The following is a 20,755-nucleotide window of genomic DNA, read 5'->3' as shown; positions in this document are numbered from 1 at the left end:
CAGACCGATGACCGACGCGTCGCCTCCTTCTTCCTCCGCCGAACCGCTCGCACTGGGCGGCGAACTTTGGCTGCGCGCCGGGCCGCAGACGCTCGGCGGCGCGAACCGCATCGCGCTGCTCGCGGCGATCGGCGAAACCGGCTCGATCACGCGCGCGGCGAAGGCCGTCGGGCTCAGCTACAAGGCCGCCTGGGATGCGATCGACACGATGAACAACCTGGCCGGCGAGCCGCTCGTCACGCGTTCGACCGGCGGCAAGGGCGGCGGCGGCACGACGCTCACGCCGCGTGCCGCATCGCTGATCGCCGCGTACCGCACCATCGAGCGCGAGCATCGGCGCTTCATCGAGGCCGCCAGCGCGGCGGTGTCCGGTTTCGACGTCGACTGGGCGCTGATCGGGCGGATCGGGATGAAGACGAGCGCGCGCAATCAGCTGTTCGGCAAGGTCGCGACGATCGTGCGCGGCACGGTGAACGACGAGGTGACGCTCGCGCTGCCGGGCGGCCAGACGATCGTGGCCGTGCTCACGCACGAAAGCGCCGATGCGCTCGCGTTGCGGCCGGGCGCCGATGCCTGTGCGCTCGTGAAGGCGTCGTGGGTCGTGCTGGCCGTCGACGACGACGCAGATCGCGAGGCCGGCGCCATCTCGAAGATATCGGCGCGCAACCAGCTGCACGGTACCGTCGACACCATCGCGGCGGGCGCGGTCAACAGCGAGGTGACGCTTACGCTCGACGGCGGCGGCACGCTCACCGCCGTGATCACGAACGAGAGTGTCGGCGCGTTGCAGCTCGAGGCCGGGCGGCGCGCGATCGCGCTGTTCAAGGCGTCGAGCGTGATTCTGGCGGTGACGGGCTGAGCGGGATGGCGGCGAGGTGACGCTTGCGCTCGACGGCGGCGGCACGCTCACTGCCGTGATCACGAACGAGAGTGTCGGCGCGTTGCAGCTCGAGGCCGGGCGGCGCGCGATCGCGCTGTTCAAGGCATCGAGCGTAATTCTGGCGGTGACGGGCTGAGCGTGATGGCGGCGGCACGCTCACTGCCGTGATCGCGAACGAGAGTGTCGGCGCGTCGCGCCTCGACTCCGGGCGGCGCGCGATCGCTGGCGGCATTACGGACGGATCGTGCGATAGCAGCCGCGCCGCTCACCAGCACGTGCGCGCTGCGTTCGCGCGTTCGTAGCATTCCGCCGCATGCCGCCGCTGCGACTCCGGTCGCGCGCACACCGCGCCTCGCGCGCTCGTGCGTCGGCATGCTCACGTCACGCGCGATGGCCACGCCGCGGGCGGCGTCGCGGCCTGCACGCGCCCGTCGCTGAGTTGCACGACCTGATCGCCGAAGGCGGCGACGTCGTCGGGATCGTGCGAAATCAGCACCATCGGGATATCGAGCCGCGCCTGTAGCTCGGCCAGCTCGTGACGCATGCGCTGACGCATCGTGCGGTCGAGCGCGGCGAACGGCTCGTCGAGCAGCAGGATGCGCGGCTGCGAGACCAGCGCGCGCGCGAGCGCGACGCGCTGTTTCTGCCCGCCCGACAGCTGCGCCGGAAACTGCCCGGCTAGCGCGTCGAGCTCGAACGCGTGCAGCCAGTACGCGACTTCCGGCGGCACCGCGTTCGCGCGCGGGTTGCGCAGCCCGCCGGTGAGCCCGAACGCGATGTTCTGGCGCACGTTCAGATGCGGGAACAGCGCGTAGTCCTGGAACAGATAGGCGACGCGGCGCGCGCGGGTCGGCACGTCGATGCCGCGCGCGGCGTCGAACAGCGCTTCGCCGTTCAGCGTGATCGTGCCTTCGTCGGGCGCGAGCAAGCCGGCGATCGCCTGCAGCGTCATGCTCTTGCCGGCGCCCGAAGGCCCGAACAGCACGACGCGCTGCGTATCGGCCGTGAACGACACGTCAAGCGTGAAGCGGCGCTCCGTGTTCGCGTAGGTCTTGCGGATAGCCACGGCGAGGCTCATGCAAGCCTCCGTCGCGCACGCGTAGCCGTTCGAGCGCCCGTCGCGCGCGGCGCCGTACTGCGATGCGGATGCGGCGTGCGTGTCATGTCGGTTCGCTCCGGGCCGCGCGCGCGGGCACGAGCCAGCCGGCTGCGAGCAGTACGAGCACGCAGGTGATCGACGTCACGATCACCAGGAAGTTGGCCGTGCCGTCGTCGCCGGCCTGCACCGCCGCATAGATCGCGACCGACAGCGTCTGCGTGCGGCCGGGCAGGTTGCCGGCGATCATCAGCGTCGCGCCGAATTCGCCCAGTGCGCGCGCGAACGCGAGCAGCGCGCCGGCCAGAATGCCGCGTGCGGCGAGCGGCAGCGTCACGCGGAAGAACACTGCGGCTTCGCCGAGCCCGAGCGTGCGCGCCGCGCGTTCGAGATGCGGATCGACACCCTCGAACGCGGCGCGCGCCGATTTCAGAATGAGCGGAAAGGCCACGACCATCGACGCGATCACCGCGCCCTGCCACGTGAACACCAGCTCGATGCCGAGCCGGTCGAGCCAGGCGCCGAGCCAGCCGCGCCGGCCGAGCAGCACGAGCAGGTAATAGCCGAGCACCGTCGGCGGCAGCACCAGCGGCAGCGTCAGCAGCGAATCGAGCAGATCCCGCAGCGGCGAGCGCCAGCGGGCGAGCATGAAGGCAGCCGCGACGCCGAGGACGATGTCGAGCGCCGTCGCCCAGCCGGCCACTTTCAGCGACAACAGCAGCGGCACCCACGCGTCCTGCATCATGCGGCGCTCACTTGCCCGCGGGCTTGAAGCCGAACGTCGACAGCACGGCCTGCCCCTGCGGCGACACGACGAAATCGATGAACGACTGCGCCTGCGCGGTATGGCGGCTGTCCTTGACGACCGCGATCGGATAGGTGATGGGCGTCTGCGTCGGCACGGTCAGCGCGACCTTCACGCGACCGGGCATGATCGCCGCGTCGGTGCCGAACACGAAGCCGGCATCGACTTCACCGCGCGCGACGTAGTCGAGACTCTGGCGCACGTTGGCGGCCAGTACGCCCTTCGCGCTGACGGCGTCCCATACGCCCGCCGCACGCAGCGCGCCTTCGGTGTAGCGGCCGACCGGCACCGACGCCGGGTCGCCGTACGCGATGCGCTTCACGCCGGGCCCACTCAGATCTTTGAGCGTGGTCGGTGCCGGCGTGCGGCTGTCGGCCGGCACGATCAGCACGAGCGAGTTCGCGGCGAAATCGCGGCGCGTGCCGGGCACGATGACCTTTTCGCCGACCGCGCGATCCATCGCCTTCTGATCGGCCGACGCGAACACGTCGGCCGGCGCGCCCTTGGCGATCTGCTGCATCAGCACGTCCGACGCGCCGAAGTTGAACAGCACTCTGGTTTCGGGGTGCTGCTTCTGGTAGGCGTCGCCGACCGCCTTGAACGCGTTCGTCAGGCTGGCCGCGGCCGACACGACGAGCTCGTCGGCGGCGCGGGCCGGCGCGCTGAACGCGATGGCGACGCCGAGCGCGGCGCACGGCAGCAGGCGGAGCAGGGTACGGCGAAGCGGGCGGGCGGTCGGGCGCATGGTCGGGTCGTCTGAACGGTCGAAAACCGTAATCGTAATATAGCGCCGGTTATAACGCTCGGCATACTGCAGATGCGGCGCTGCGCATGACGGGACGGAACGTGGAAAAAGGCGCTGGAACGACGGCTGCGTGCGGACTCAGGCGTGCAGCGGCGCCGACGCGGCGGTGCGATGCAGCGTGGACGGCTGCGACGCCGGCCGATAGTTCGGATTGGCCTTCCAGCGTGCGCGCACGAACGGCCGCTCGTGCCCCGACAGCTCGAGCGCGACGCGCGTGACCCAGCGGTGCGACGGCACCGTGATGCCGTGCAGCGCAACGGTCACGAGCGCGAGGCTGGCGACCACGGCCGGCACCGACCAGCGATGCGGCACGGCGTGCCACGAGCCCGCGATGAACGCCAGCGCGGCGAGCGCGCCGACGATGCAGCCCGTGATGGCTTCGGACGGCGAATGCGCGGCGAGCGCGACGCGCGACACGCCGACCGCAATGCCGGCCGCGAGGCCGAGCGCGACGCCGGCGATCCGCACGGCGGTGCGCATGCGGATCAGCGCGAGGAACATTGCGACCGGATAGACCGACGTCGACAGCATTGCATGGCCGCTGAACCCGGTGAAATCCCACGCGCGGATGCCGATACCCCAGCCGAGGAATGCGATCTTGGTCAGCGCGACGACGCCGATCGCGCCCGCGAGCACGCCGAGCCACGCGGCCGAGCGCTGCCACGAGTAGCCGAGCGCGAGCCATACGGCGATCGTGATCGCGAGCGGCAACGTCAGGCCGGCGCCACCGAACGCGGTGATCGTGATCCACAAGTGAGCGGGCAGGTCGAACATCGGGAAGGGAACGAGCTGAGGCGGGACGAATGCTTGAATCAACGCGCGAGCCGGGCAGAACGACTACAACGGATACGTGCGGCCAAACCCCAGTATAGCGCCGCGCCTGATCGAGGCCCGTTTTTCGCCGGTCGATGGAACTACCGCGGCGCAGGAAAAATCTCATGAACAGTGTTATGGTGCATTGCACAAACTTAAACGATGCGCTCCTGCGTCGTGCCCTTTTTTACTGAATGCGAGCTCGATCGATGACCAAAAGTCTGACGAAGGTATGGCTGGGCGGCATGAAACGCATGCTGTCTCCGGCTGCGCAGCGCGCTGCGCGCGATGCGCAGCGGATCGCACGTGAAACGCTGGAGGCCGCCGCGGCGCCCATTGCGGCCGAGCTGTCGCCGGTGCGCGAGTCGCGCGTGCGTCCGCGCGCGGCGGCATGGGCAACCGGCGAATGGACGCGCGGCGAGCATCCGATGGCGCCCGCGCTCGGCCGGTTGGTTCAGAACCTTGCGTACGCGCTGTACGTGCCGCAGGGCCGCCGACGCGGTCCGATGCCGCTCGTCGTGATGCTGCATGGCTGCCAGCAATCGGCCGACGAGTTCGCGCAAGGCACGCGGATGAATCTGCTGGCCGACCAGCACGGGTTCGCCGTGCTGTATCCGGAGCAGTCGATGCGCGCCCATGCGCACGGTTGCTGGCACTGGTATGAGGATACCGACCGGGCGGGCCGCGGCGAAGCCGATGCCGTCGCGTCGCTGGTCGACGCCGTCGTCGACGAGCACGGCTTCGACGCCTCGCGCGTGTACGTGGCCGGCCTGTCGGCCGGTGCCGGCCTCGCGACGTTGCTGGCGCTGCACCATCCGGAGCGCTTCGCGGCGGTCGCGCTGCACTCCGGGCCGGCGCTCGGCGAAGCCAATTCCGGGATCAGCGCAATGGACGTGATGCGCCGCGGCCTGCGGCAGAATCCGGCCGCGGCGGTCGATGCGCTCGTCGATGCCGGCGCGTATCCGGGCATGCCGGCGCTGATCGTTCAGGGCGATGGAGATCACGTCGTCGCGCCGAAGAATGCCGATCAGTTGGCCGTCCAGTTCATGCGTCTGAACGGGCTGGCGGACAGCCGCGGCGCGCTGCGCGGCGGCGAGCGCGTGGAAACGCGGTCGGCCGGCGCGCAAATCACCGAGGTGCGGCGGGAAGGCGTGCCGGTCGTGCGCCTGTGTCACGTGAAGGGGCTCGATCATGCATGGGCCGGCGGCGACGAAGCGGTGCCGTTTCACGCGGCCGTCGGTCCCGACGCGAGTGCGATGATCTGGTCGTTTTTCGAAAGCAATCGCCGCACTGTGGCGACGGAACGACGGGTGGTGTGATCGACGCTGGCAAGGAACTAGGGTTTTCCCTATAATACGGGAAAACCCTAGTCAAAGACCTTTCCGATAGCGAGATCGAACATGTACCTGCTGAGCCACCTCTTCCTGATGCTGACCAAGAACGCCGACCGGGCCGCGAAAGAGCGCGCCGACGCATACCTGGCCGAAGCGACCGACATTTACGACCTCGAATTCCGTATGCGCAAGATCGATCGCGAAGCGGCGATGAACCGTCCGTTCTCGATCGGCGCCCGCTAAGCGGCGCGACGCGTGCCGGCGTCGTCGCCGGCACGGAGAACCACGCAAAGAAGGGCGTGTGCGGCCATCGGGCCGCACACGCCCTTTTTGCATCCGCTGCGGCGCGCTGCGTCAGATGACCGTGAGACGCACCGGCACGTTGTTGCGGGTTGCGTTCGAGTACGGGCACACGTGGTGCGCCTTGTCGACGAGCGCTTGCGCGTCGGCCTTGTCGAGGCCCGGCAGCGACACGCGCAGTTCGATGTCGAGGCCGAAGCCGTCCGCGTCGTTCGGGCCGATGCCCACTTCGGCGGTCACTTGCGTGTCGGCCGGCAGCGTCTGCTTGTTCTGGCCGGCGACGAACTTCATCGCGCTCAGGAAACATGCCGAGTAGCCTGCCGCGAACAGCTGCTCCGGGTTCGTGCCTTCCGCGCCCGTGCCGCCCAGCTCGCGCGGTGCGGCCAGCTTCACGTCCAGCTTGTTGTCGGCCGAAACGGCGCGGCCGTCGCGGCCGCCGGTGCTCGTCGCGCTCGTCTTGTATAGAACGTTCATCGTGCAACTCCTGTCGGTAGAGGTGAGGAGAGCGGACCGGCGACATGCTGCCGCCAGCCACCCGATCAATATAGAACACAAATGATTAGTGTGCAAATTAATTTGGGCGACACGGTCGGGCTGAGCAGGAACATCGTGCGGTCGCTTCGTCAGTCGCCGTTGGCGGCCGCGAGTGCATCGTGCAGCTGCTGCAGATCCGCGCGCAGCCTCATGAGGAATTCGGGCGTCTGCTGCATTGCGCAAAAAAGATCGGCGGGGACCGAGCGCGCCTGGTCCTTCAGCGCACGGCCTTCCGGCGTCACCCGCACGTTCACGACGCGCTCGTCGGTGGTGCTGCGCGCGCGCTCGACGTAGCCGAGCGCCTCGAGCCGCTTGAGCAGCGGCGTGACGGTGGCCGGGTCGAGGTCGAGTCGCGCCGCGATGTCCTTCACCGCGATGTCGTCGCGCTCCCACAGCACCAGCATCGCCAGATATTGGGGATAGGTCAGCGACAGCTTGTCGAGCAACGGCTTGTACGCCTTCGTCATCGCATGCGAAGTCGAATAGAGCGCGAAGCAGAGTTGCTCGTCGAGGGTCTGAGGCAGGGAAGGCGTGCGGTCCATGATCCGATGGGGCGCGAAACGGCGCTGACGATTTGCACGCAAATTATTTTGCGCGCAAACGGCTTGCTTGAACAGCGCGCGGGCAGCGGGGCTGGATGAGGCGGTCGGGCGACCGCCGAGGACGGGATAGGGCCGGCCGAGCAAGCCGGCCGACCGCCGTTTCAGCGACCCGACATCGGCGTCGCCGTGCCCGGCTCCTGCACGCCGAAGCAGCCGCGATAGGTCGCGTAGAACGAGCAGTACATCATCGTGACGATCACGATCGTCACCGGCATCATGATCGTCAGAACGTAGGCGCCCGCGCCGAGCGCCTGCAACAGCAGCGACAGGCCGAACGACGTGCCGAGCGCGACGCCGAACCACAGCAGCCCGTACACCAGGAACGCGCCGCGATTGCGCCAGCAGCTGACGATGCTGAAGAACAGCGCCTTCGCCGGCGGGATGTCGTGCCACGCGGTGAGCACCGGCGCGAACCAGAACAGCATCGCGACCGGCGTGTAGAGCAGCGTGGCGAGGAGCAGCGCACCGAGCGTGCGTTGCGCGGCGAGCGACTCCGGCGTCGGATTCGTGTCGCCGGTCGTGCCGAGCATCATGTGGAGCAGACCGCCGCCGTCGACCAGCGACGACGCGGCGAACACCAGCACCATCAGCGCGACGTAGACGACGCCGAGCACCAGCAGCCGCTGCGTCGCGGTCTTGCCGTACGACCGGAAGCCGTCGACGAGGATCGTCGGCATCACCGGCTTGCCGGCCACGGTGTCGCGGCATGCGGCCATGAAGCCGACCGCGATGCCGGGGATGAACACCAGCGGCAGCGCCGCGCCGACCACCGGCACCCTCGACACCAGCGTGACCGCCAGCAGGTACGTGAAGAACAGCGTGATGAACGCGAGCGGGTTCCGGCGGAACAGCCAGATGCCTTGACGGAACCAGACATAGCCCGCTTTCGCGGGTACTTCGATCAGTTGCATGCGGTGTGGGTCTCGGGAAGCGCGGGCGTGTGGGCGATCCGCTCACGGAGAATGCGTTCGAAATGACCGGGGTCGTGCGGCTTCAGCATTTCGGCCGCGCGCGGCAGGTAGAAGTCGTACAGGCGGGACACCCAGAACCGGTACGCGCCGGCGCGCAGCATGTCGCTCCAGTGGCGGCGCTCCTCGGCGGTGAACGGCCGCACGGTCTGGTATGCGCGCAGCAGCGCGTCGGCGCGCGCGGTGTCGAGCACGCCGGTCGCGAGGTCGACGCACCAGTCGTTGACGGTCACCGCGACGTCGAACAGCCATTTGTCGCAGCCGGCGAAATAGAAGTCGAAGAAGCCGCCGAGCCGTACGTCATGGCCGGTGCCGGGCGCCGCGTGCGCGAACAGCACGTTGTCGCGGAACAGATCGCAGTGGCACGGGCCGCTCGGCAGCGCCGCGTAGTCGTCCGACGCGAAGAACGCGGCCTGGTGCGCGAGTTCGCTTTCGAGCAGCGCGCGCTGCGCGTCGGAAATGAACGGCACGATCGCCGGCACGTTTTCCTGCCACCACGGCAGGCTGCGCAGGTTCGGCTGCTGGCGCGCGTAGTCGCGCCCCGCCAGGTGCATGCGCGCCAGCATCTGGCCGACTTCGATGCAGTGTTCGACGCCGGGCGCGAGCTCCGCGGCGCCGTCGAGCTTGGTCACGATCGCGGCCGGCTTGCCGTGCAGCAGGCCGAACAGGGCGCCGTCGTCGCGCGGCACCGGGTCCGGCACCGGCACGCGATGGCTTGCCAGGTGGCGCATCAGGTCCAGATAGAACGGCAGCTGTTCGGCCGTCAGCTTCTCGAAGATCGTCAGCACGTATTCGCCGCGCGTCGTCGTCAGGAAGAAGTTGCTGTTTTCGATGCCGGACGGAATGCCGCGGAACGCCAGCACGTCGCCCAGTTCGTAGTGGCGCATCCATTGCGCGAGATCGGAGTCGGAAACAGCGGTGAAAACGGCCATGCGAGATGCGTCTGGTCAGTTGTCGACGCGCGCGGCGTGCGGCGCGACGGGAATGGAGGGAGAGCGTCGCGCCGCGCCGAATCCGGCGCGGCGTCGCGCAAATCAATAGTGCAGGTTCACCGACGGCAGGCGCGTGATCGGCACGCCGGCGTCGTGCGGCTTCGGCGACGTGTCGATCGACGAGCTCATCTGATAGCGCGTGCCGAAATTCGACTTCACGTCGATCTCGACCGGCTTGCCGCGATCGCGATACTCGGTGACTTCGGTGCCGTTCTTGCTTTTTTCGTGAAAGCTCGGCGTGCGGCGGATGTCGGCGAAGTCGACCTTGGACGTGACTTCGGCGCCCGGCCGGTTGATCTTGCGGAGATCGGGCAGGCCAGCGGCTTCGTTGGCCTCGGCGCGCGCCTGCGCGTCGGCGTCCGACGTGCTGCCGGCCGCGTACGCGGCTCCGGCGGCGGCAAACGTGCCAGCAAGCGCGGCGGCGACGACGAGAATGAGCGGCTTCATGATGAGTCTCCAGTGAACCCGCCGATTTTAGCAAATTACTGCGTGCAGCCCGCCCGTCGCGTGCGACCGCCGTGGCTGCGCGGAGCCATGAGCGTGACCGGGTTCCGTGGTAATGTGGTCCGATCAGATGAGGTGACGAAAATGAAGAACGATTTGAGCCGCCGGCACCGCGTGCTGACGCCCGAAAGCCCACCCGTCGAAGCCTTCGACGATTCCATCGCCGCCGTCGCGCGACTGTCGGCCATCTACGACACCAACACGGGTTTCCTGCGCGATGCGTTCGCGCGCTACCGGCGCCACGAACCGATCACCGAGCACGTGCGCGCGTGCTATCCGTTCGTGCGGATTCGCACCGACGTCAACACGCACGTCGATTCGCGCCGCTCGTACGGCTTCGTCGCCGGCCCCGGCGTGTTCGAGACGACCGTCACGCGCCCCGACCTGTTCGCGAACTACTATCGCGAGCAACTTCGCCTGCTGTCGAAAAACCATCACGTGAAGATCGAGATCGGCGTCTCGTCGCAGCCGATTCCCGTGCACTTCGCGTTTCCCGAGGGCATCCACCTCGAAGGCGAGCTCGACCGCGACCGCCTGCTCGCGATGCGCGACATCTTCGACACGCCCGATCTGTCGTATCTCGACGATCGCATCGTCAACGGCACGTTCGAGCCGGCGCCCGGCGAGCCGCATCCGCTCGCGTTGTTCACCGCGGCGCGCGTCGACTTCTCGCTGCACCGGCTGCGTCATTACACGGCCACGTCGCCGACGCACTTCCAGAATTACGTGCTGTATACGAACTACCAGTTCTACATCGACGAGTTCGTGAAGCTCGGCCGCACGCTGATGACGGAAAGCAGCGATCCCGACGTGCGTGCGTACCGCAGTCAATACAGTTCGTTCGTGGAGCCGGGCGATGTGGTCACGTACAACGCGAACCTCGGCAGCGAGCCGGTCGAGGGCGCCGCGCCGCCGCGTCTGCCGCAGATGCCCGCGTACCACCTGAAGCGCGCGGACGGCAGCGGCATCACGATGGTCAACATCGGCGTCGGCCCGTCGAACGCGAAGACGATCACCGATCACATCGCGGTGCTGCGTCCGCACGCGTGGGTGATGCTCGGTCATTGCGCGGGCCTGCGCAACACGCAGCGCCTCGGCGACTACGTGCTCGCGCATGGCTACGTGCGCGAGGACCACGTGCTCGACGCCGACCTGCCGCTGTGGGTGCCGATCCCCGCGCTCGCCGAAGTGCAGCTCGCGCTCGAGCGCGCGGTGGCCGAGGTCACGCAGCTCGAAGGCACCGAGCTCAAGCGCGTGATGCGCACGGGTACGGTCGCGAGCGTCGACAACCGCAACTGGGAATTGCGCGATCATCGCGAGCCCGTGCAGCGGCTGTCGCAGAGCCGCGCGATCGCGCTCGACATGGAAAGCGCGACGATCGCCGCGAACGGTTTCCGGTTCCGCGTGCCGTACGGCACGTTGCTGTGCGTGTCGGACAAGCCGTTGCACGGCGAGCTGAAGCTGCCGGGCATGGCCGATACGTTCTATCGCGGTCAGGTCGATCAGCATCTGCAGATCGGCGTGAAGGCGATGGAAATCCTCCGCACCAACGGACTCGACAAGCTGCACAGTCGCAAGCTGCGGAGCTTTGCCGAGGTGGCGTTCCAGTAACCTCACGTCGCAGCGCAGTTGCGCGTGCAACAAGAAGGCCGCATGCGAACCATGGTTCGCATGCGGCCTTCTTGTTGGTGCGTTACACGGCGCGATCAGCGCGCCGCGCGGATGCTCAGCACTCGCCCTTCTTCGCGTGTCCCGGCGGGCAGTGATAGCCGCCGCGCGGTTCGTGCCGGTAGCCGCGTTCGTGGTCTTCCCATTCACGGCGCTCCCAGTAGCGACGGCCGTCCCAATAGCGGTCGCCGTGCCAGCCGACGATCACCGCAGGCGCGGGGGCGACGATCACCGGCGCCGCGGTGCCGATGTTCACGTCGACGTTGACGGCGTGGGCGAGGCCGGACACCGTGAGACCGAGGCCGGCGAGAGAAAGGGCGAGCAGCGTGGGTTTCATGTTGTTTTCCGTGATGTCGTGATCAGATGCCGGTGCGACGCGATGGACGCGAGGGGGAATCGTTTCCACCGGGGGGACGCCGCGCCGACGAGATGCAGTGTGCTGGCGCGCGACGAAAAATGCGAGCCGCGTTTGTAACGGCTGATTGGCGCCGGGCGCGGCCGTGTCGGCCACCACGTTCGGCGCGATTTGACAATGAAGGTTCACGGCCAAGCAACGTCGTGCGACGTTGCGCGCGAATTTGACATTCGACCGCACGCGGCCGCGCGGCGCCGATTAATGCGAGGTTACAAAATGACACGCGGCAGGCAGCGCAATCGCGCCGCCTGCCGCGTGTGGACCGCGCGCTGCCGGCAATGCGCCGGCAGCGGCATCGTCCCGGTTACAGATAGAACATGCGGTCTTCTTCGGGGCGCGGCGGTTCGTCGTCGCCTTCCGGGCCTTCTTCTTCGCCGCTGTCCTCGTAGAAGGCGAGCACGGCGTCGAGCACCTGGTCGGGATCGTCGATCACCTGCATCAGGTCCATGTCTTCGGGATTGATCAGGCCCATCGGAATCAGCTGGTCGCGGAACCACTGCAGCAGCCCCTTCCAGAACTCGCTGCCGACGAGGATGATCGGCACGAGCCGCGACTTCTTCGTTTGGATCAGCGTGAGCACTTCGGACAGTTCGTCGAGCGTGCCGAAGCCGCCCGGCATCACGATCACCGCGTCGGAGTTCTTGACGAACGTGACCTTGCGCGTGAAGAAGTGGCGAAAGCGCAGCGAGATGTCCTGGTAATGGTTGCCGGCTTGCTCATGCGGCAATTCGATGTTCAGGCCGACCGACGGCGCCTTGCCGGCGTGCGCGCCCTTGTTCGCCGCTTCCATGATGCCGGGGCCGCCGCCGGAGATCACCGCGAAGCCGGCGTCGGACAGTTTGCGGGCGATTTGCGCGGCGAGCTTGTAGTGCGGCGTGTCGGGCTTGAGGCGGGCAGAACCGTAGATGCTGACGGCCGGACGGATCTCCGACAGGTACTCGGTTGCCTCGATAAACTCTGCCATAATCGTGAACATCTGCCACGATGCGCGCGCCTTCTTGGCCGTCGCGCGTTCTTGATCTGCGAGCGAACGCAGACTCGGAATCACTTTTCTCTTGTTCATAATGCCTGAAGAACGAAATCTGGAAGGTAAGACCCTGCTATTGGTTGACGGTTCGAGCTATCTGTATCGGGCTTACCATGCGATGCCTGATCTGCGTGGCCCTGGCGGGGAGCCGACCGGAGCGCTCTACGGAATCATCAACATGCTGCGCCGTATGCGCAAGGAAGTCAGTGCAGAGTATAGCGCTTGCGTGTTCGATGCAAAGGGCAAGACGTTCCGCGACGACCTTTATGCCGACTATAAGGCAAACCGTCCGTCGATGCCGCCCGATCTCGCGTTGCAGGTCGAGCCGATTCACGGCGCGGTGCGCGCGCTCGGCTGGCCGCTGCTGATGGTCGAGGGCGTCGAGGCCGACGACGTGATCGGCACGCTCGCGCGCGAGGCCGAGCAGCGCGGCATGAACGTGATCGTGTCGACCGGCGACAAGGATCTCGCACAGCTCGTGACCGAGCGCGTCACGCTCGTCAACACGATGACGAACGAGACGCTCGATCGCGACGGCGTGATCGCGAAGTTCGGCGTGCCGCCCGAGCGCATCATCGATTACCTCGCGCTGATCGGCGACACCGTCGACAACGTGCCGGGCGTCGAGAAGTGCGGGCCGAAGACGGCCGTGAAGTGGCTGTCGCAATACGACAGCCTCGACGGCGTGATCGAGCACGCAGGCGAGATCAAGGGCGTGGTCGGCGACAACCTGCGCCGCGCGCTCGACTTCCTGCCGCTCGGCCGCAAGCTCGTGACCGTCGACACGGCCTGCGATCTCGCACCGCATCTCGAATCGATCGAGGCGTCGCTGAAGACCGACGGCGAAGCACGCGACCTGCTGCGCGACATCTTCGCGCGTTACGGCTTCAAGACATGGCTGCGCGAGGTCGACAGCGCACCGCCGGAAGGCGGCGGCGCCGACGCGCGCGACGGCGAGCCGGCGCCGGTGGTCTCAACCGACATCGTGCGCGAGTACGAGACGATCCAGACCTGGGCGCAATTCGACGCGTGGTTCGCGAAGATCGATGCAGCCGCACTGACGGCGTTCGACACCGAAACCACGTCGCTCGATCCGATGACCGCACGACTCGTCGGGCTGTCGTTTTCGGTCGAGCCGGGCAAGGCCGCGTATCTGCCGGTCGCGCATCGCGGGCCCGATCTGCCCGAGCAACTGCCGCTCGACGACGTGCTCGCGCGCCTGAAGCCGTGGCTCGAAGCGGCCGACCGCAAGAAGGTCGGCCAGCATCTGAAGTACGACGCGCAGGTGCTCGCGAACTACGACATCGCGCTGAACGGCATCGAGCACGACACGCTGCTCGAGTCGTACGTGCTCGAATCGCACCGCACGCACGACATGGACAGCCTCGCGCTGCGCCATCTGGGCGTCAAGACGATCAAGTACGAAGACGTCGCAGGCAAGGGCGCGAAGCAGATCGGCTTCGACGAGGTGGCGCTCGACCAGGCTGCCGCGTACGCGGCCGAAGACGCCGACATCACGCTGCAGCTGCATCACGTGCTCTATCCGCAGATCGCACGCGAAGCGGGCCTCGAGCGCGTGTATCGCGAGATCGAGATGCCGGTGTCGCTGGTGCTGCGCAAGATGGAGCGCACCGGCGTGCTGATCGACGACGCGCTGTTGCACGCGCAAAGCAACGAGATCGCGACGCGGCTCATCGAGCTCGAAGGGCAGGCGTACGAGCTGGCCGGCGGCGAATTCAATCTCGGCTCGCCGAAGCAGATCGGCCAGATCTTCTTCGAGAAGCTGCAGTTGCCGGTCGTGAAGAAGACGCCGAGCGGCGCGCCGTCCACCGACGAAGAAGTGCTGCAGAAGCTCGCCGAGGATTACCCGCTGCCGAAGCTGCTGCTCGAGCATCGCGGGCTGTCGAAGCTGAAGTCGACCTACACCGACAAGCTGCCGCGCATGGTGAACCCCGCCACAGGCCGCGTACACACGAACTATGCGCAGGCCGTGGCGGTCACCGGCCGGCTCGCGTCGAACGAGCCGAACCTGCAGAACATCCCCGTGCGCACGGCCGAAGGCCGGCGCATTCGCGAAGCGTTCATCGCGTCGCCGGGCCATCGGATCGTGTCGGCCGACTATTCGCAGATCGAATTGCGGATCATGGCGCACATCTCCGGCGATGCGTCGTTGCTGCGCGCGTTCGCGCACGGCGAGGACATCCACCGCGCGACCGCGGCCGAAGTGTTCGGCGTGACGCCGCTCGAGGTGAATTCGGATCAGCGCCGCATCGCGAAGGTGATCAACTTCGGGTTGATCTACGGGATGAGCGCGTTCGGACTCGCATCGAATCTCGGCATCACGCGCGATGCGGCGAAGCTGTACATCGACCGCTATTTCGCGCGCTACCCGGGGGTCGCGCAGTACATGGAAGACACCCGTGCGGCGGCGAAGGACCAGGGCTATGTCGAAACGGTGTTCGGCCGTCGCCTGTGGCTGCCGGAAATCAACGGCGGCAACGGGCCGCGCCGGCAGGCGGCCGAGCGTGCCGCAATCAATGCACCGATGCAGGGCACGGCAGCCGATCTGATCAAGCTGTCGATGATCGCGGTCGACGACTGGCTCACGCGCGACCGGCTTGCATCGCGCATGATCATGCAGGTGCACGATGAACTGGTGCTCGAGGTGCCCGACGACGAGCTGTCGCTGGTGCGCGAGAAGCTGCCCGAAATGATGTGCGGCGTCGCGAAGCTGAAGGTGCCGCTGGTCGCGGAAGTCGGCGCCGGCGCGAACTGGGAAGAGGCCCACTGACGCATCGCGCGATTCCCGCTCCCTTCGGCATATTGTTGCGGGGATGCTGAATATCGAGATGGTTTGCTTGTGATCGACGCGCAAGCTCCGGACAATGCAGATCAGCAATTGATTGTTTCGGGGCTGCGCGCCCCGCGTTCCCTGGCTTGGACGCATCGGAGTGTGTTTCGAACTGCACATCGATGGTGTCCGAACCGGTTAATCCAGCGGGCGGCGCGAAGGCATCGCGTCTGCCTCGTCCGGCGGCAGCAGTGTCGAATCGCAAAGGGGGAATCGGATGCATCGGATCATCATCGTAGGCGGAGGCGCAGGCGGCCTCGAACTGGCGACGCGGCTCGGCGATCGTTACGGCGCGAGCGGCAATCGTCCCGCGCGTGCGCTCGTCACGCTCGTCGACCGCAATCCGACTCACATCTGGAAGCCGTTGCTGCACGAGGTCGCGGCCGGCAGCATGGACCCGTTCACGCAGGAGCTCGAATACGCGGCGCAGGCGCGCTGGCATGGCTTCGAGTTTCAGCAGGGCGAGCTGACCGCGCTCGATCGCACCGCCAAGCGCATCGCGCTGGCGCCGGTCAACGACAGCGACGGCGCGGAACTGCTGCCCGCGCGCAATCTGGAATATGACACGCTGGTGGTCGCGATCGGCAGCACGACGCACTTCTTCGGCGTGCAGGGCGCGGCGGAAAACGCGATCGCGCTCGATACGGTCGGCGAAGCCGAGCGCTTCCGCAAGCGCCTGATTGCTGCGTGCATGCGCGCCGAGCACCAGGCACCGGCTGAGCCCGCACCGGGCGCGGCCGCCGAGCCGCGCATCCAGGTCGTGATCGTCGGCGGCGGGGCGACGGGCGTCGAGTTGTCGGCCGAACTGCGCAACACCGCGCAGGTGCTGTCCGTGTATGGGCTGCACAAGCTCGATCCGCGGCATGACGTCGGCATCGTGCTGATCGAATCGGGCCCGCGCATTCTCCCCGCGCTGCAGGAGCGCGTGTCGTCGGCGACGGCCGAGCTGCTCGAGAAGCTCGGCGTTCGCCTGATGCTGGCCGAGCGCGTGACCGAAGTCGCGCCGGGATTCGTGCACACCGCGAGCGGCAAGGCCGTGCGCGCCGACCTCACGGTGTGGGCGGCCGGCATCAAGGCGCCGGCCGTGCTCGGGCAGCTGGACGGCCTGCAGGTCAACAAGCTCGGCCAGCTCGACGTGCGCCGTACGCTGCAGACCGTCATCGACGACAACGTGTTCGCACTCGGCGACTGCGCGGCATGCGCATGGCCCGGCCACGAACGCAACGTGCCGCCGCGCGCGCAGGCCGCGCATCAGCAGGCGAGCTTCCTGCTGAAGGCGATCGGATGCCGGCTCGACGGCCGGCCGCTGCCCGAGTTCACGTATCGCGATTTCGGTTCGCTCGTGTCGCTCGGCCACTTCAGCGCGGTCGGCAACCTGATGGGCGGGTTGATCGGCGGCAACATGCTGATCGAAGGGTTGTTCGCGCGGTTCATGTACATGTCGTTGTACCGGCTGCACGTCGCGGCGCTGCACGGCTATCCGCGCATGGTGCTCGATACGGTCGCGCACTGGCTGCGGCGGACGACGCTGCCGCGTGTGAAGCTGCACTAGTCGCGCGCGGTGGATGCGGGCATCGAGCGGGCAGCGCGTGACCGGCTGCGTCGATGCCCGCGGCACGTGCGATTGCCGCGCTGCGAGGTCCGCGTCCGACCAGCCGCGCACGCATGACGACACGCCGTTTCATTCGCGCGACGCGGTGGGTCGCGCGCCCGCCGACGAGCGGGACAGCCACGTCGGTAATCGAGTCTTACATCTCCGACAGTTGACGCGACAACGGATTATTGGGCATCTTGTGCGGGTTTCCGGTTGCGGCGGTGTGCCAGCCGCCGCGACATCCGCGTCGTTCGACGGCGCGACGCTCCGTCCGGTTCCGTTCGCGGCCATGACGGCGGTGCCCAATCGAGGAGTGCATTCATGTTGAAACCCGAAGTCGACAGCTTGGTCCCCCACGTTCCGTTCTCGCGCCGCAAGTTCATGCAGGCCGCGCTCGGCAGCGCCTTCGCGGCGGCCGTGCTGCCCGTGTCGGCGCAGACGATCACGACCGACAGCGCGGGGCTCGACGTCGACACGATCGAAATCCGTTCCGGCGATGCGAGCATCCCCGCGTATCGCGCGCAGCCGGTCGACAAGACGAATCTGCCGATCGTCATCGTGATCCACGAGATCTTCGGCGTGCATGCGCATATCGCCGATGTGTGCCGGCGCTTTGCGAAGCTCGGCTATCTCGCGATCGCGCCCGACCTGTTCGCGCGGCAGGGCAATGCGGCGAAGTATCCGACGATGAAGGATCTCTACGAGCACATCATCAGCAAGGTGCCCGACCGGCAGGTGACCGAGGATCTCGATGCGACCGTCGCGTGGGCCGGCAGGAACGGCGGCGATCCGGCGCGGCTCGGCGTGACGGGGTTCTGCTGGGGCGGCCGCCAGGCGTGGCTCTATGCGGAGCACAACCCGCACGTGCTCGCGGCGGTGGCGTGGTACGGCTTCGTCGAGGGCAAGACCGACGAGATGACGCCGTTCAATCCGGTCGATCATGCGTCGTTGCTGAAGGTGCCGGTGCTCGGCCTCTATGGCGAGAAGGACGCCAACATCACGCAGGCGTCGCTCGCCGACATGCGTAATGCGATCCAGACGAGCGATTCGAAGCGCGCGCGCCAGTCGGAGATCGTCGTGTATCCGGATGCCGGCCACGCGTTCTTCGCCGATTACCGGCCGAGCTACGTGAAGGCCGACGCCGAAGACGGGTGGAAACGCGCGATCGAGTGGTTCCAGAAGTACGGCGTGATGTAAGCGAACGGGCGGCGTCGGGAGCCGCCCGTTCGTCGTGCCGTGTCGGCGCTTACGGCGTGGGGCCGGTCGCGATCGGCCGCGCCGGATCGGCGCTCCATTCGCTCCACGAGCCCGGATACAGCGACGCGCCGTGCAGCCCCGCGATTTCGAGCGCGAGCGCGTTGTGGCATGCGGTCACGCCCGACCCGCATTGCAGGATCACGCTGTTCGGCTGGACGCCGGCCAGCAGGGCGGTGAACGTCTCGCGCAGCTCGTGGCCCGTCTTGAAGCGGCCGTCGGTCGAGAGATTGTCCTTGAAGAAGCGGTTGCGCGCGCCGGGAATATGGCCGCCGACACGATCGATCGTTTCGTTTTCGCCGCGATAGCGGTCCGGTGCCCGAGCGTCGATCACGATCCGCGCGCCCGACGCGATGTTCGCGAGCACGGCCGCAGCATCGACGGTCGACTCGAGCGGCGCGGCCGCGCGGAAGTCGCCGGCAGCCGGATGCTGCACGTCCGTCGTCAGCGGCTGGCCGGACGCCTCCCATGCCTGCAGACCGCCGTCGAGCACCGCCACGGAGTCGTGCCCGAGCCAGCGCAGCAACCACCACAGGCGCGCCGCATAGGCGCCGCCGTGCGCGTCATACGCAACCACCTGCTGGCCCTGCTTGACGCCGCGGCTGGCCATCAGCGAGGCCAGTGCGTCGCGGCTCGGCAGCGGATGGCGGCCGTTGGTGCCGGTCTTGCGCCCGGACAGGTCGCGATCGAGGTGCAGATACTGTGCGCCGGGAATATGGCCGGCTGCGTAAGCGGCTTCGCCCGCTGCCGGATCGGCGAGATCGAAGCGGCAGTCGAACACGGCGACGCTGCCCGGTGCCGCGGCCAGCCGCTCGGCGAGATTGGCGGCGGAGATGAGCGTGGTGTAGTGAGTGTGTGGCATGACGGCTCCCTGGAGTGCGAACGGCCCGATACCCGAAGTCTAAACAAAAAAAGACGGGCCGAAGCCCGTCTTTTCATGATGCCGGATGCGTTGCGCGGCTGGCCGTCGCGTGGGCGATCAGAGATCGCCGAGATGGCGGCGCAGGAACTCGTGGAAGTGCTGCATGCCGTCTTCCATCGGGCTCTGATACGGGCCGACCTGCGATTCGCCGCGCGCCATCAGCGCACGACGGCCTGCGTCCATCCGCATGGCGATTTCATCGTCCTCGACGGCCGTCTCCATATATGCGGCGCGCTCCGCCTCGACGAATTCGCGCTCGAACAGTGCGATTTCCTCGGGGTAATAGAACTCGACGATGTTGGTCGTCTTCTGCGGGCCGCGCGGAATCAGCCACGACACCACGAGCACGTGCGGATACCACTCGATCATCAGGCCCGGGTAATAGACCATCCAGATCGCCCCGAACTCAGGCGGTACGCCGTTGCGGAACTTGAGCACCTGCTCGTGCCACTTCTGGTAAGTCGCGCTGCCCGGCTTCGCGAGCGCGTTGTGCACGCCGACCGTCTGCACGCTGTACCATTCGCCGAACTCCCATTTGAGATCGTCGCACGACACGAAGCTGCCGAGGCCCGGGTGGAACGGGACGACGTGGTAGTCCTCGAGGTAGACCTCGATGAACGTCTTCCAGTTGTAATCGCACTCGTGCACTTCGACGTGATCGAACTGATATTCGGCGAAGTCGAAATGATGTTTCGTGCCGAGATTCGCGAGATCGCGCGCGACGTTGCGGCCTTCGGCCTCGAACAGCAGCCCCTGCCAGTTCTGCAGCGGGCTCTTGCCGAGATTCAGGCACGGCTTGTCGGGGAAGTGCGGCGCGCCGAGCAGCTGGCCGTCCAGGTCGTAAGTCCAGCGATGCAGCGGGCATACGATGTTCTGGGTGCGGCCGCGCCCATTGAGCATGATCGCCTGACGGTGACGGCAGACGTTCGACAGCAACTCGACCTGGTTCGCCTGATTGCGTACCAGCACGCGGCCTTCCTGTTCGGACGGCAGCGCGAAATAATCCCCCGCTTCGGGCACCATCAACTCGTGCCCGATGTAACGAGGTCCTTTCTTGAAGAGGGTTTCGATCTCGCGCTCAAGCAGCGCCTCATCGAAGTAAGCAGTGACTGGAAGCTGGCTATGAGCCGACTTCAACTGAAGCGCATCGCTCAGATTGGACATTCCCACTCCCGGTGATAGCGTGAAAGCAGTGAACAACCCAACCATCGAAAAATCGATTTAGGGAAACGGGGAATTATACCCGGATCCCCTCGTAAGGCCAGGATTAAGTGCCTGATTTGTGTCAATTTTTTGTCGGGCGTCGATGGGCCCGCGCATGGTCGGCGCCCGATACGGGGTCGCATGTGGGGCCGGGTACCCACGTCGGCAGGTCGGAAATTTCTCTTTTG

General features: G+C 67.0%; 21 protein-coding genes. 8 read left to right on the top strand and 13 right to left on the bottom strand.

The window, feature by feature from the left end; translation table 11 throughout:
* The first annotated feature begins 7 nt into the window (after nucleotides 1–7).
* Both AK36_RS07380 and AK36_RS30795 read left to right on the top strand, forming a co-directional pair.
* Complete coding sequence (locus tag AK36_RS07380; RefSeq protein ID WP_045578181.1) at nucleotides 8–859, top strand: TOBE domain-containing protein; 852 nt, start codon at nucleotides 8–10, stop codon at nucleotides 857–859.
* Between the two features lie 16 nt (nucleotides 860–875).
* Nucleotides 876–1,016 (top strand): TOBE domain-containing protein, encoded by a 141-nt coding sequence (locus AK36_RS30795; protein WP_014724641.1) that lies wholly within the window; start codon nucleotides 876–878, stop codon nucleotides 1,014–1,016.
* 240 nt (nucleotides 1,017–1,256) lie between these two features.
* Here AK36_RS30795 and AK36_RS07375 read toward each other — a convergent pair whose 3' ends face one another.
* The 4 genes from AK36_RS07375 to AK36_RS07360 all read right to left on the bottom strand — a co-directional run bounded on the left by AK36_RS07375 (nucleotide 1,257) and on the right by AK36_RS07360 (nucleotide 4,360).
* Entirely contained in the window at nucleotides 1,257–1,958 is a 702-nt protein-coding gene (locus AK36_RS07375; protein ID WP_034194985.1) for an ATP-binding cassette domain-containing protein, read from the bottom strand.
* An 82-nt stretch (nucleotides 1,959–2,040) separates the two neighbouring features.
* Nucleotides 2,041–2,718, bottom strand: a complete 678-nt coding sequence (gene modB, locus AK36_RS07370; protein ID WP_041494272.1) for a molybdate ABC transporter permease subunit — start codon at nucleotides 2,716–2,718, stop codon at nucleotides 2,041–2,043.
* Between the two features lie 10 nt (nucleotides 2,719–2,728).
* Nucleotides 2,729–3,526 (bottom strand): molybdate ABC transporter substrate-binding protein, encoded by a 798-nt coding sequence (gene modA / locus AK36_RS07365; protein ID WP_014724645.1) that lies wholly within the window; start codon nucleotides 3,524–3,526, stop codon nucleotides 2,729–2,731.
* Between the two features lie 138 nt (nucleotides 3,527–3,664).
* A complete protein-coding gene (locus AK36_RS07360) occupies nucleotides 3,665–4,360 on the bottom strand; it encodes a phosphatase PAP2 family protein (protein ID WP_014724646.1) in 696 nt (231 codons plus the stop codon).
* Between the two features lie 248 nt (nucleotides 4,361–4,608).
* Here AK36_RS07360 and AK36_RS07355 point away from each other — a divergent pair, with 248 nt between their 5' ends.
* Both AK36_RS07355 and AK36_RS30790 read left to right on the top strand, forming a co-directional pair.
* Entirely contained in the window at nucleotides 4,609–5,718 is a 1,110-nt protein-coding gene (locus AK36_RS07355; RefSeq protein ID WP_045578180.1) for an extracellular catalytic domain type 1 short-chain-length polyhydroxyalkanoate depolymerase, read from the top strand.
* An 81-nt stretch (nucleotides 5,719–5,799) separates the two neighbouring features.
* The gene (locus AK36_RS30790) at nucleotides 5,800–5,976 is read left to right on the top strand and encodes a DUF3563 family protein (RefSeq protein ID WP_011881571.1); all 177 of its coding nucleotides are present in this window, start codon (nucleotides 5,800–5,802) and stop codon (nucleotides 5,974–5,976) included.
* 111 nt (nucleotides 5,977–6,087) lie between these two features.
* Here the strand turns inward: AK36_RS30790 and AK36_RS07350 are convergent, their stop codons facing one another.
* From AK36_RS07350 to AK36_RS07330, 5 genes are all read right to left on the bottom strand, one after another.
* Nucleotides 6,088–6,507 carry an organic hydroperoxide resistance protein gene (locus tag AK36_RS07350; RefSeq protein WP_045578179.1) on the bottom strand — a complete coding sequence of 140 codons (420 nt, stop codon included), beginning with the start codon at nucleotides 6,505–6,507 and terminating at the stop codon, nucleotides 6,088–6,090.
* Between the two features lie 149 nt (nucleotides 6,508–6,656).
* Nucleotides 6,657–7,109 carry a MarR family winged helix-turn-helix transcriptional regulator gene (locus tag AK36_RS07345; RefSeq protein ID WP_014724649.1) on the bottom strand — a complete coding sequence of 151 codons (453 nt, stop codon included), beginning with the start codon at nucleotides 7,107–7,109 and terminating at the stop codon, nucleotides 6,657–6,659.
* Between the two features lie 161 nt (nucleotides 7,110–7,270).
* Complete coding sequence (locus AK36_RS07340; protein WP_045578178.1) at nucleotides 7,271–8,080, bottom strand: BPSS1780 family membrane protein; 810 nt, start codon at nucleotides 8,078–8,080, stop codon at nucleotides 7,271–7,273.
* Nucleotides 8,071–9,069, bottom strand: a complete 999-nt coding sequence (locus tag AK36_RS07335) for a homoserine kinase (protein ID WP_011881575.1) — start codon at nucleotides 9,067–9,069, stop codon at nucleotides 8,071–8,073. Before AK36_RS07335 ends, AK36_RS07340 begins: the two co-directional genes overlap by 10 nt.
* A gap of 102 nt (nucleotides 9,070–9,171) precedes the next feature.
* Nucleotides 9,172–9,576 carry a hypothetical protein gene (locus tag AK36_RS07330; RefSeq protein ID WP_011881576.1) on the bottom strand — a complete coding sequence of 135 codons (405 nt, stop codon included), beginning with the start codon at nucleotides 9,574–9,576 and terminating at the stop codon, nucleotides 9,172–9,174.
* A gap of 141 nt (nucleotides 9,577–9,717) precedes the next feature.
* Here AK36_RS07330 and AK36_RS07325 point away from each other — a divergent pair, with 141 nt between their 5' ends.
* Nucleotides 9,718–11,244: an AMP nucleosidase gene (locus tag AK36_RS07325; RefSeq protein ID WP_014724651.1), complete on the top strand. Its 1,527-nt coding sequence runs from the start codon at nucleotides 9,718–9,720 to the stop codon at nucleotides 11,242–11,244.
* Between the two features lie 115 nt (nucleotides 11,245–11,359).
* On the opposite strand, the gene AK36_RS07320 is transcribed toward AK36_RS07325, so the two are convergent.
* A complete protein-coding gene (locus AK36_RS07320) occupies nucleotides 11,360–11,638 on the bottom strand; it encodes a hypothetical protein (RefSeq protein WP_011881578.1) in 279 nt (92 codons plus the stop codon).
* Between the two features lie 382 nt (nucleotides 11,639–12,020).
* Nucleotides 12,021–12,779: an LOG family protein gene (locus AK36_RS07315; protein ID WP_011881579.1), complete on the bottom strand. Its 759-nt coding sequence runs from the start codon at nucleotides 12,777–12,779 to the stop codon at nucleotides 12,021–12,023.
* A gap of 1 nt (nucleotide 12,780) precedes the next feature.
* On the opposite strand from AK36_RS07315, the gene polA reads away from it, so the two are divergent.
* The 3 genes from polA to AK36_RS07300 all read left to right on the top strand — a co-directional run bounded on the left by polA (nucleotide 12,781) and on the right by AK36_RS07300 (nucleotide 18,385).
* A complete protein-coding gene (polA, locus tag AK36_RS07310; RefSeq protein WP_034194991.1) occupies nucleotides 12,781–15,534 on the top strand; it encodes a DNA polymerase I in 2,754 nt (917 codons plus the stop codon).
* Nucleotides 15,535–15,811: 277 nt separating this feature from the next.
* Nucleotides 15,812–17,146, top strand: a complete 1,335-nt coding sequence (locus tag AK36_RS07305; RefSeq protein ID WP_014724692.1) for an NAD(P)/FAD-dependent oxidoreductase — start codon at nucleotides 15,812–15,814, stop codon at nucleotides 17,144–17,146.
* Between the two features lie 363 nt (nucleotides 17,147–17,509).
* The gene (locus AK36_RS07300) at nucleotides 17,510–18,385 is read left to right on the top strand and encodes a dienelactone hydrolase family protein (RefSeq protein WP_014724693.1); all 876 of its coding nucleotides are present in this window, start codon (nucleotides 17,510–17,512) and stop codon (nucleotides 18,383–18,385) included.
* A gap of 49 nt (nucleotides 18,386–18,434) precedes the next feature.
* Here the strand turns inward: AK36_RS07300 and AK36_RS07295 are convergent, their stop codons facing one another.
* Together AK36_RS07295 and AK36_RS07290 are read right to left on the bottom strand one after the other, a co-directional pair.
* A complete protein-coding gene (locus AK36_RS07295) occupies nucleotides 18,435–19,304 on the bottom strand; it encodes a sulfurtransferase (protein WP_011881584.1) in 870 nt (289 codons plus the stop codon).
* A gap of 117 nt (nucleotides 19,305–19,421) precedes the next feature.
* A complete protein-coding gene (locus tag AK36_RS07290) occupies nucleotides 19,422–20,528 on the bottom strand; it encodes an aromatic ring-hydroxylating oxygenase subunit alpha (protein ID WP_011881585.1) in 1,107 nt (368 codons plus the stop codon).
* Nucleotides 20,529–20,755 lie beyond the last annotated feature (227 nt).

This window comes from Burkholderia vietnamiensis LMG 10929 (assembly GCF_000959445.1).
Taxonomy (GTDB): Bacteria; Pseudomonadota; Gammaproteobacteria; order Burkholderiales; family Burkholderiaceae; genus Burkholderia; species Burkholderia vietnamiensis.
Note: the sequence above shows the minus strand (reverse complement) of the source record. Positions and strands in the feature narration are given on the sequence as shown.

Coding starts and splice junctions, on each gene's coding strand:
- AK36_RS07380 (WP_045578181.1), top strand. CDS start 8: ATGACCGACGCGTCGCCTCCTTCTTCCTCCGCCGAACCGCTCGCACTG.
- AK36_RS07375 (WP_034194985.1), bottom strand. CDS start 1,958: ATGAGCCTCGCCGTGGCTATCCGCAAGACCTACGCGAACACGGAGCGC.
- modB (WP_041494272.1), bottom strand. CDS start 2,718: ATGCAGGACGCGTGGGTGCCGCTGCTGTTGTCGCTGAAAGTGGCCGGC.
- modA (WP_014724645.1), bottom strand. CDS start 3,526: ATGCGCCCGACCGCCCGCCCGCTTCGCCGTACCCTGCTCCGCCTGCTG.
- AK36_RS07360 (WP_014724646.1), bottom strand. CDS start 4,360: ATGTTCGACCTGCCCGCTCACTTGTGGATCACGATCACCGCGTTCGGT.
- AK36_RS07355 (WP_045578180.1), top strand. CDS start 4,609: ATGACCAAAAGTCTGACGAAGGTATGGCTGGGCGGCATGAAACGCATG.
- AK36_RS30790 (WP_011881571.1), top strand. CDS start 5,800: ATGTACCTGCTGAGCCACCTCTTCCTGATGCTGACCAAGAACGCCGAC.
- AK36_RS07350 (WP_045578179.1), bottom strand. CDS start 6,507: ATGAACGTTCTATACAAGACGAGCGCGACGAGCACCGGCGGCCGCGAC.
- AK36_RS07345 (WP_014724649.1), bottom strand. CDS start 7,109: ATGGACCGCACGCCTTCCCTGCCTCAGACCCTCGACGAGCAACTCTGC.
- AK36_RS07340 (WP_045578178.1), bottom strand. CDS start 8,080: ATGCAACTGATCGAAGTACCCGCGAAAGCGGGCTATGTCTGGTTCCGT.
- AK36_RS07335 (WP_011881575.1), bottom strand. CDS start 9,069: ATGGCCGTTTTCACCGCTGTTTCCGACTCCGATCTCGCGCAATGGATG.
- AK36_RS07330 (WP_011881576.1), bottom strand. CDS start 9,576: ATGAAGCCGCTCATTCTCGTCGTCGCCGCCGCGCTTGCTGGCACGTTT.
- AK36_RS07325 (WP_014724651.1), top strand. CDS start 9,718: ATGAAGAACGATTTGAGCCGCCGGCACCGCGTGCTGACGCCCGAAAGC.
- AK36_RS07320 (WP_011881578.1), bottom strand. CDS start 11,638: ATGAAACCCACGCTGCTCGCCCTTTCTCTCGCCGGCCTCGGTCTCACG.
- AK36_RS07315 (WP_011881579.1), bottom strand. CDS start 12,779: ATGAACAAGAGAAAAGTGATTCCGAGTCTGCGTTCGCTCGCAGATCAA.
- polA (WP_034194991.1), top strand. CDS start 12,781: ATGCCTGAAGAACGAAATCTGGAAGGTAAGACCCTGCTATTGGTTGAC.
- AK36_RS07305 (WP_014724692.1), top strand. CDS start 15,812: ATGCATCGGATCATCATCGTAGGCGGAGGCGCAGGCGGCCTCGAACTG.
- AK36_RS07300 (WP_014724693.1), top strand. CDS start 17,510: ATGTTGAAACCCGAAGTCGACAGCTTGGTCCCCCACGTTCCGTTCTCG.
- AK36_RS07295 (WP_011881584.1), bottom strand. CDS start 19,304: ATGCCACACACTCACTACACCACGCTCATCTCCGCCGCCAATCTCGCC.
- AK36_RS07290 (WP_011881585.1), bottom strand. CDS start 20,528: ATGTCCAATCTGAGCGATGCGCTTCAGTTGAAGTCGGCTCATAGCCAG.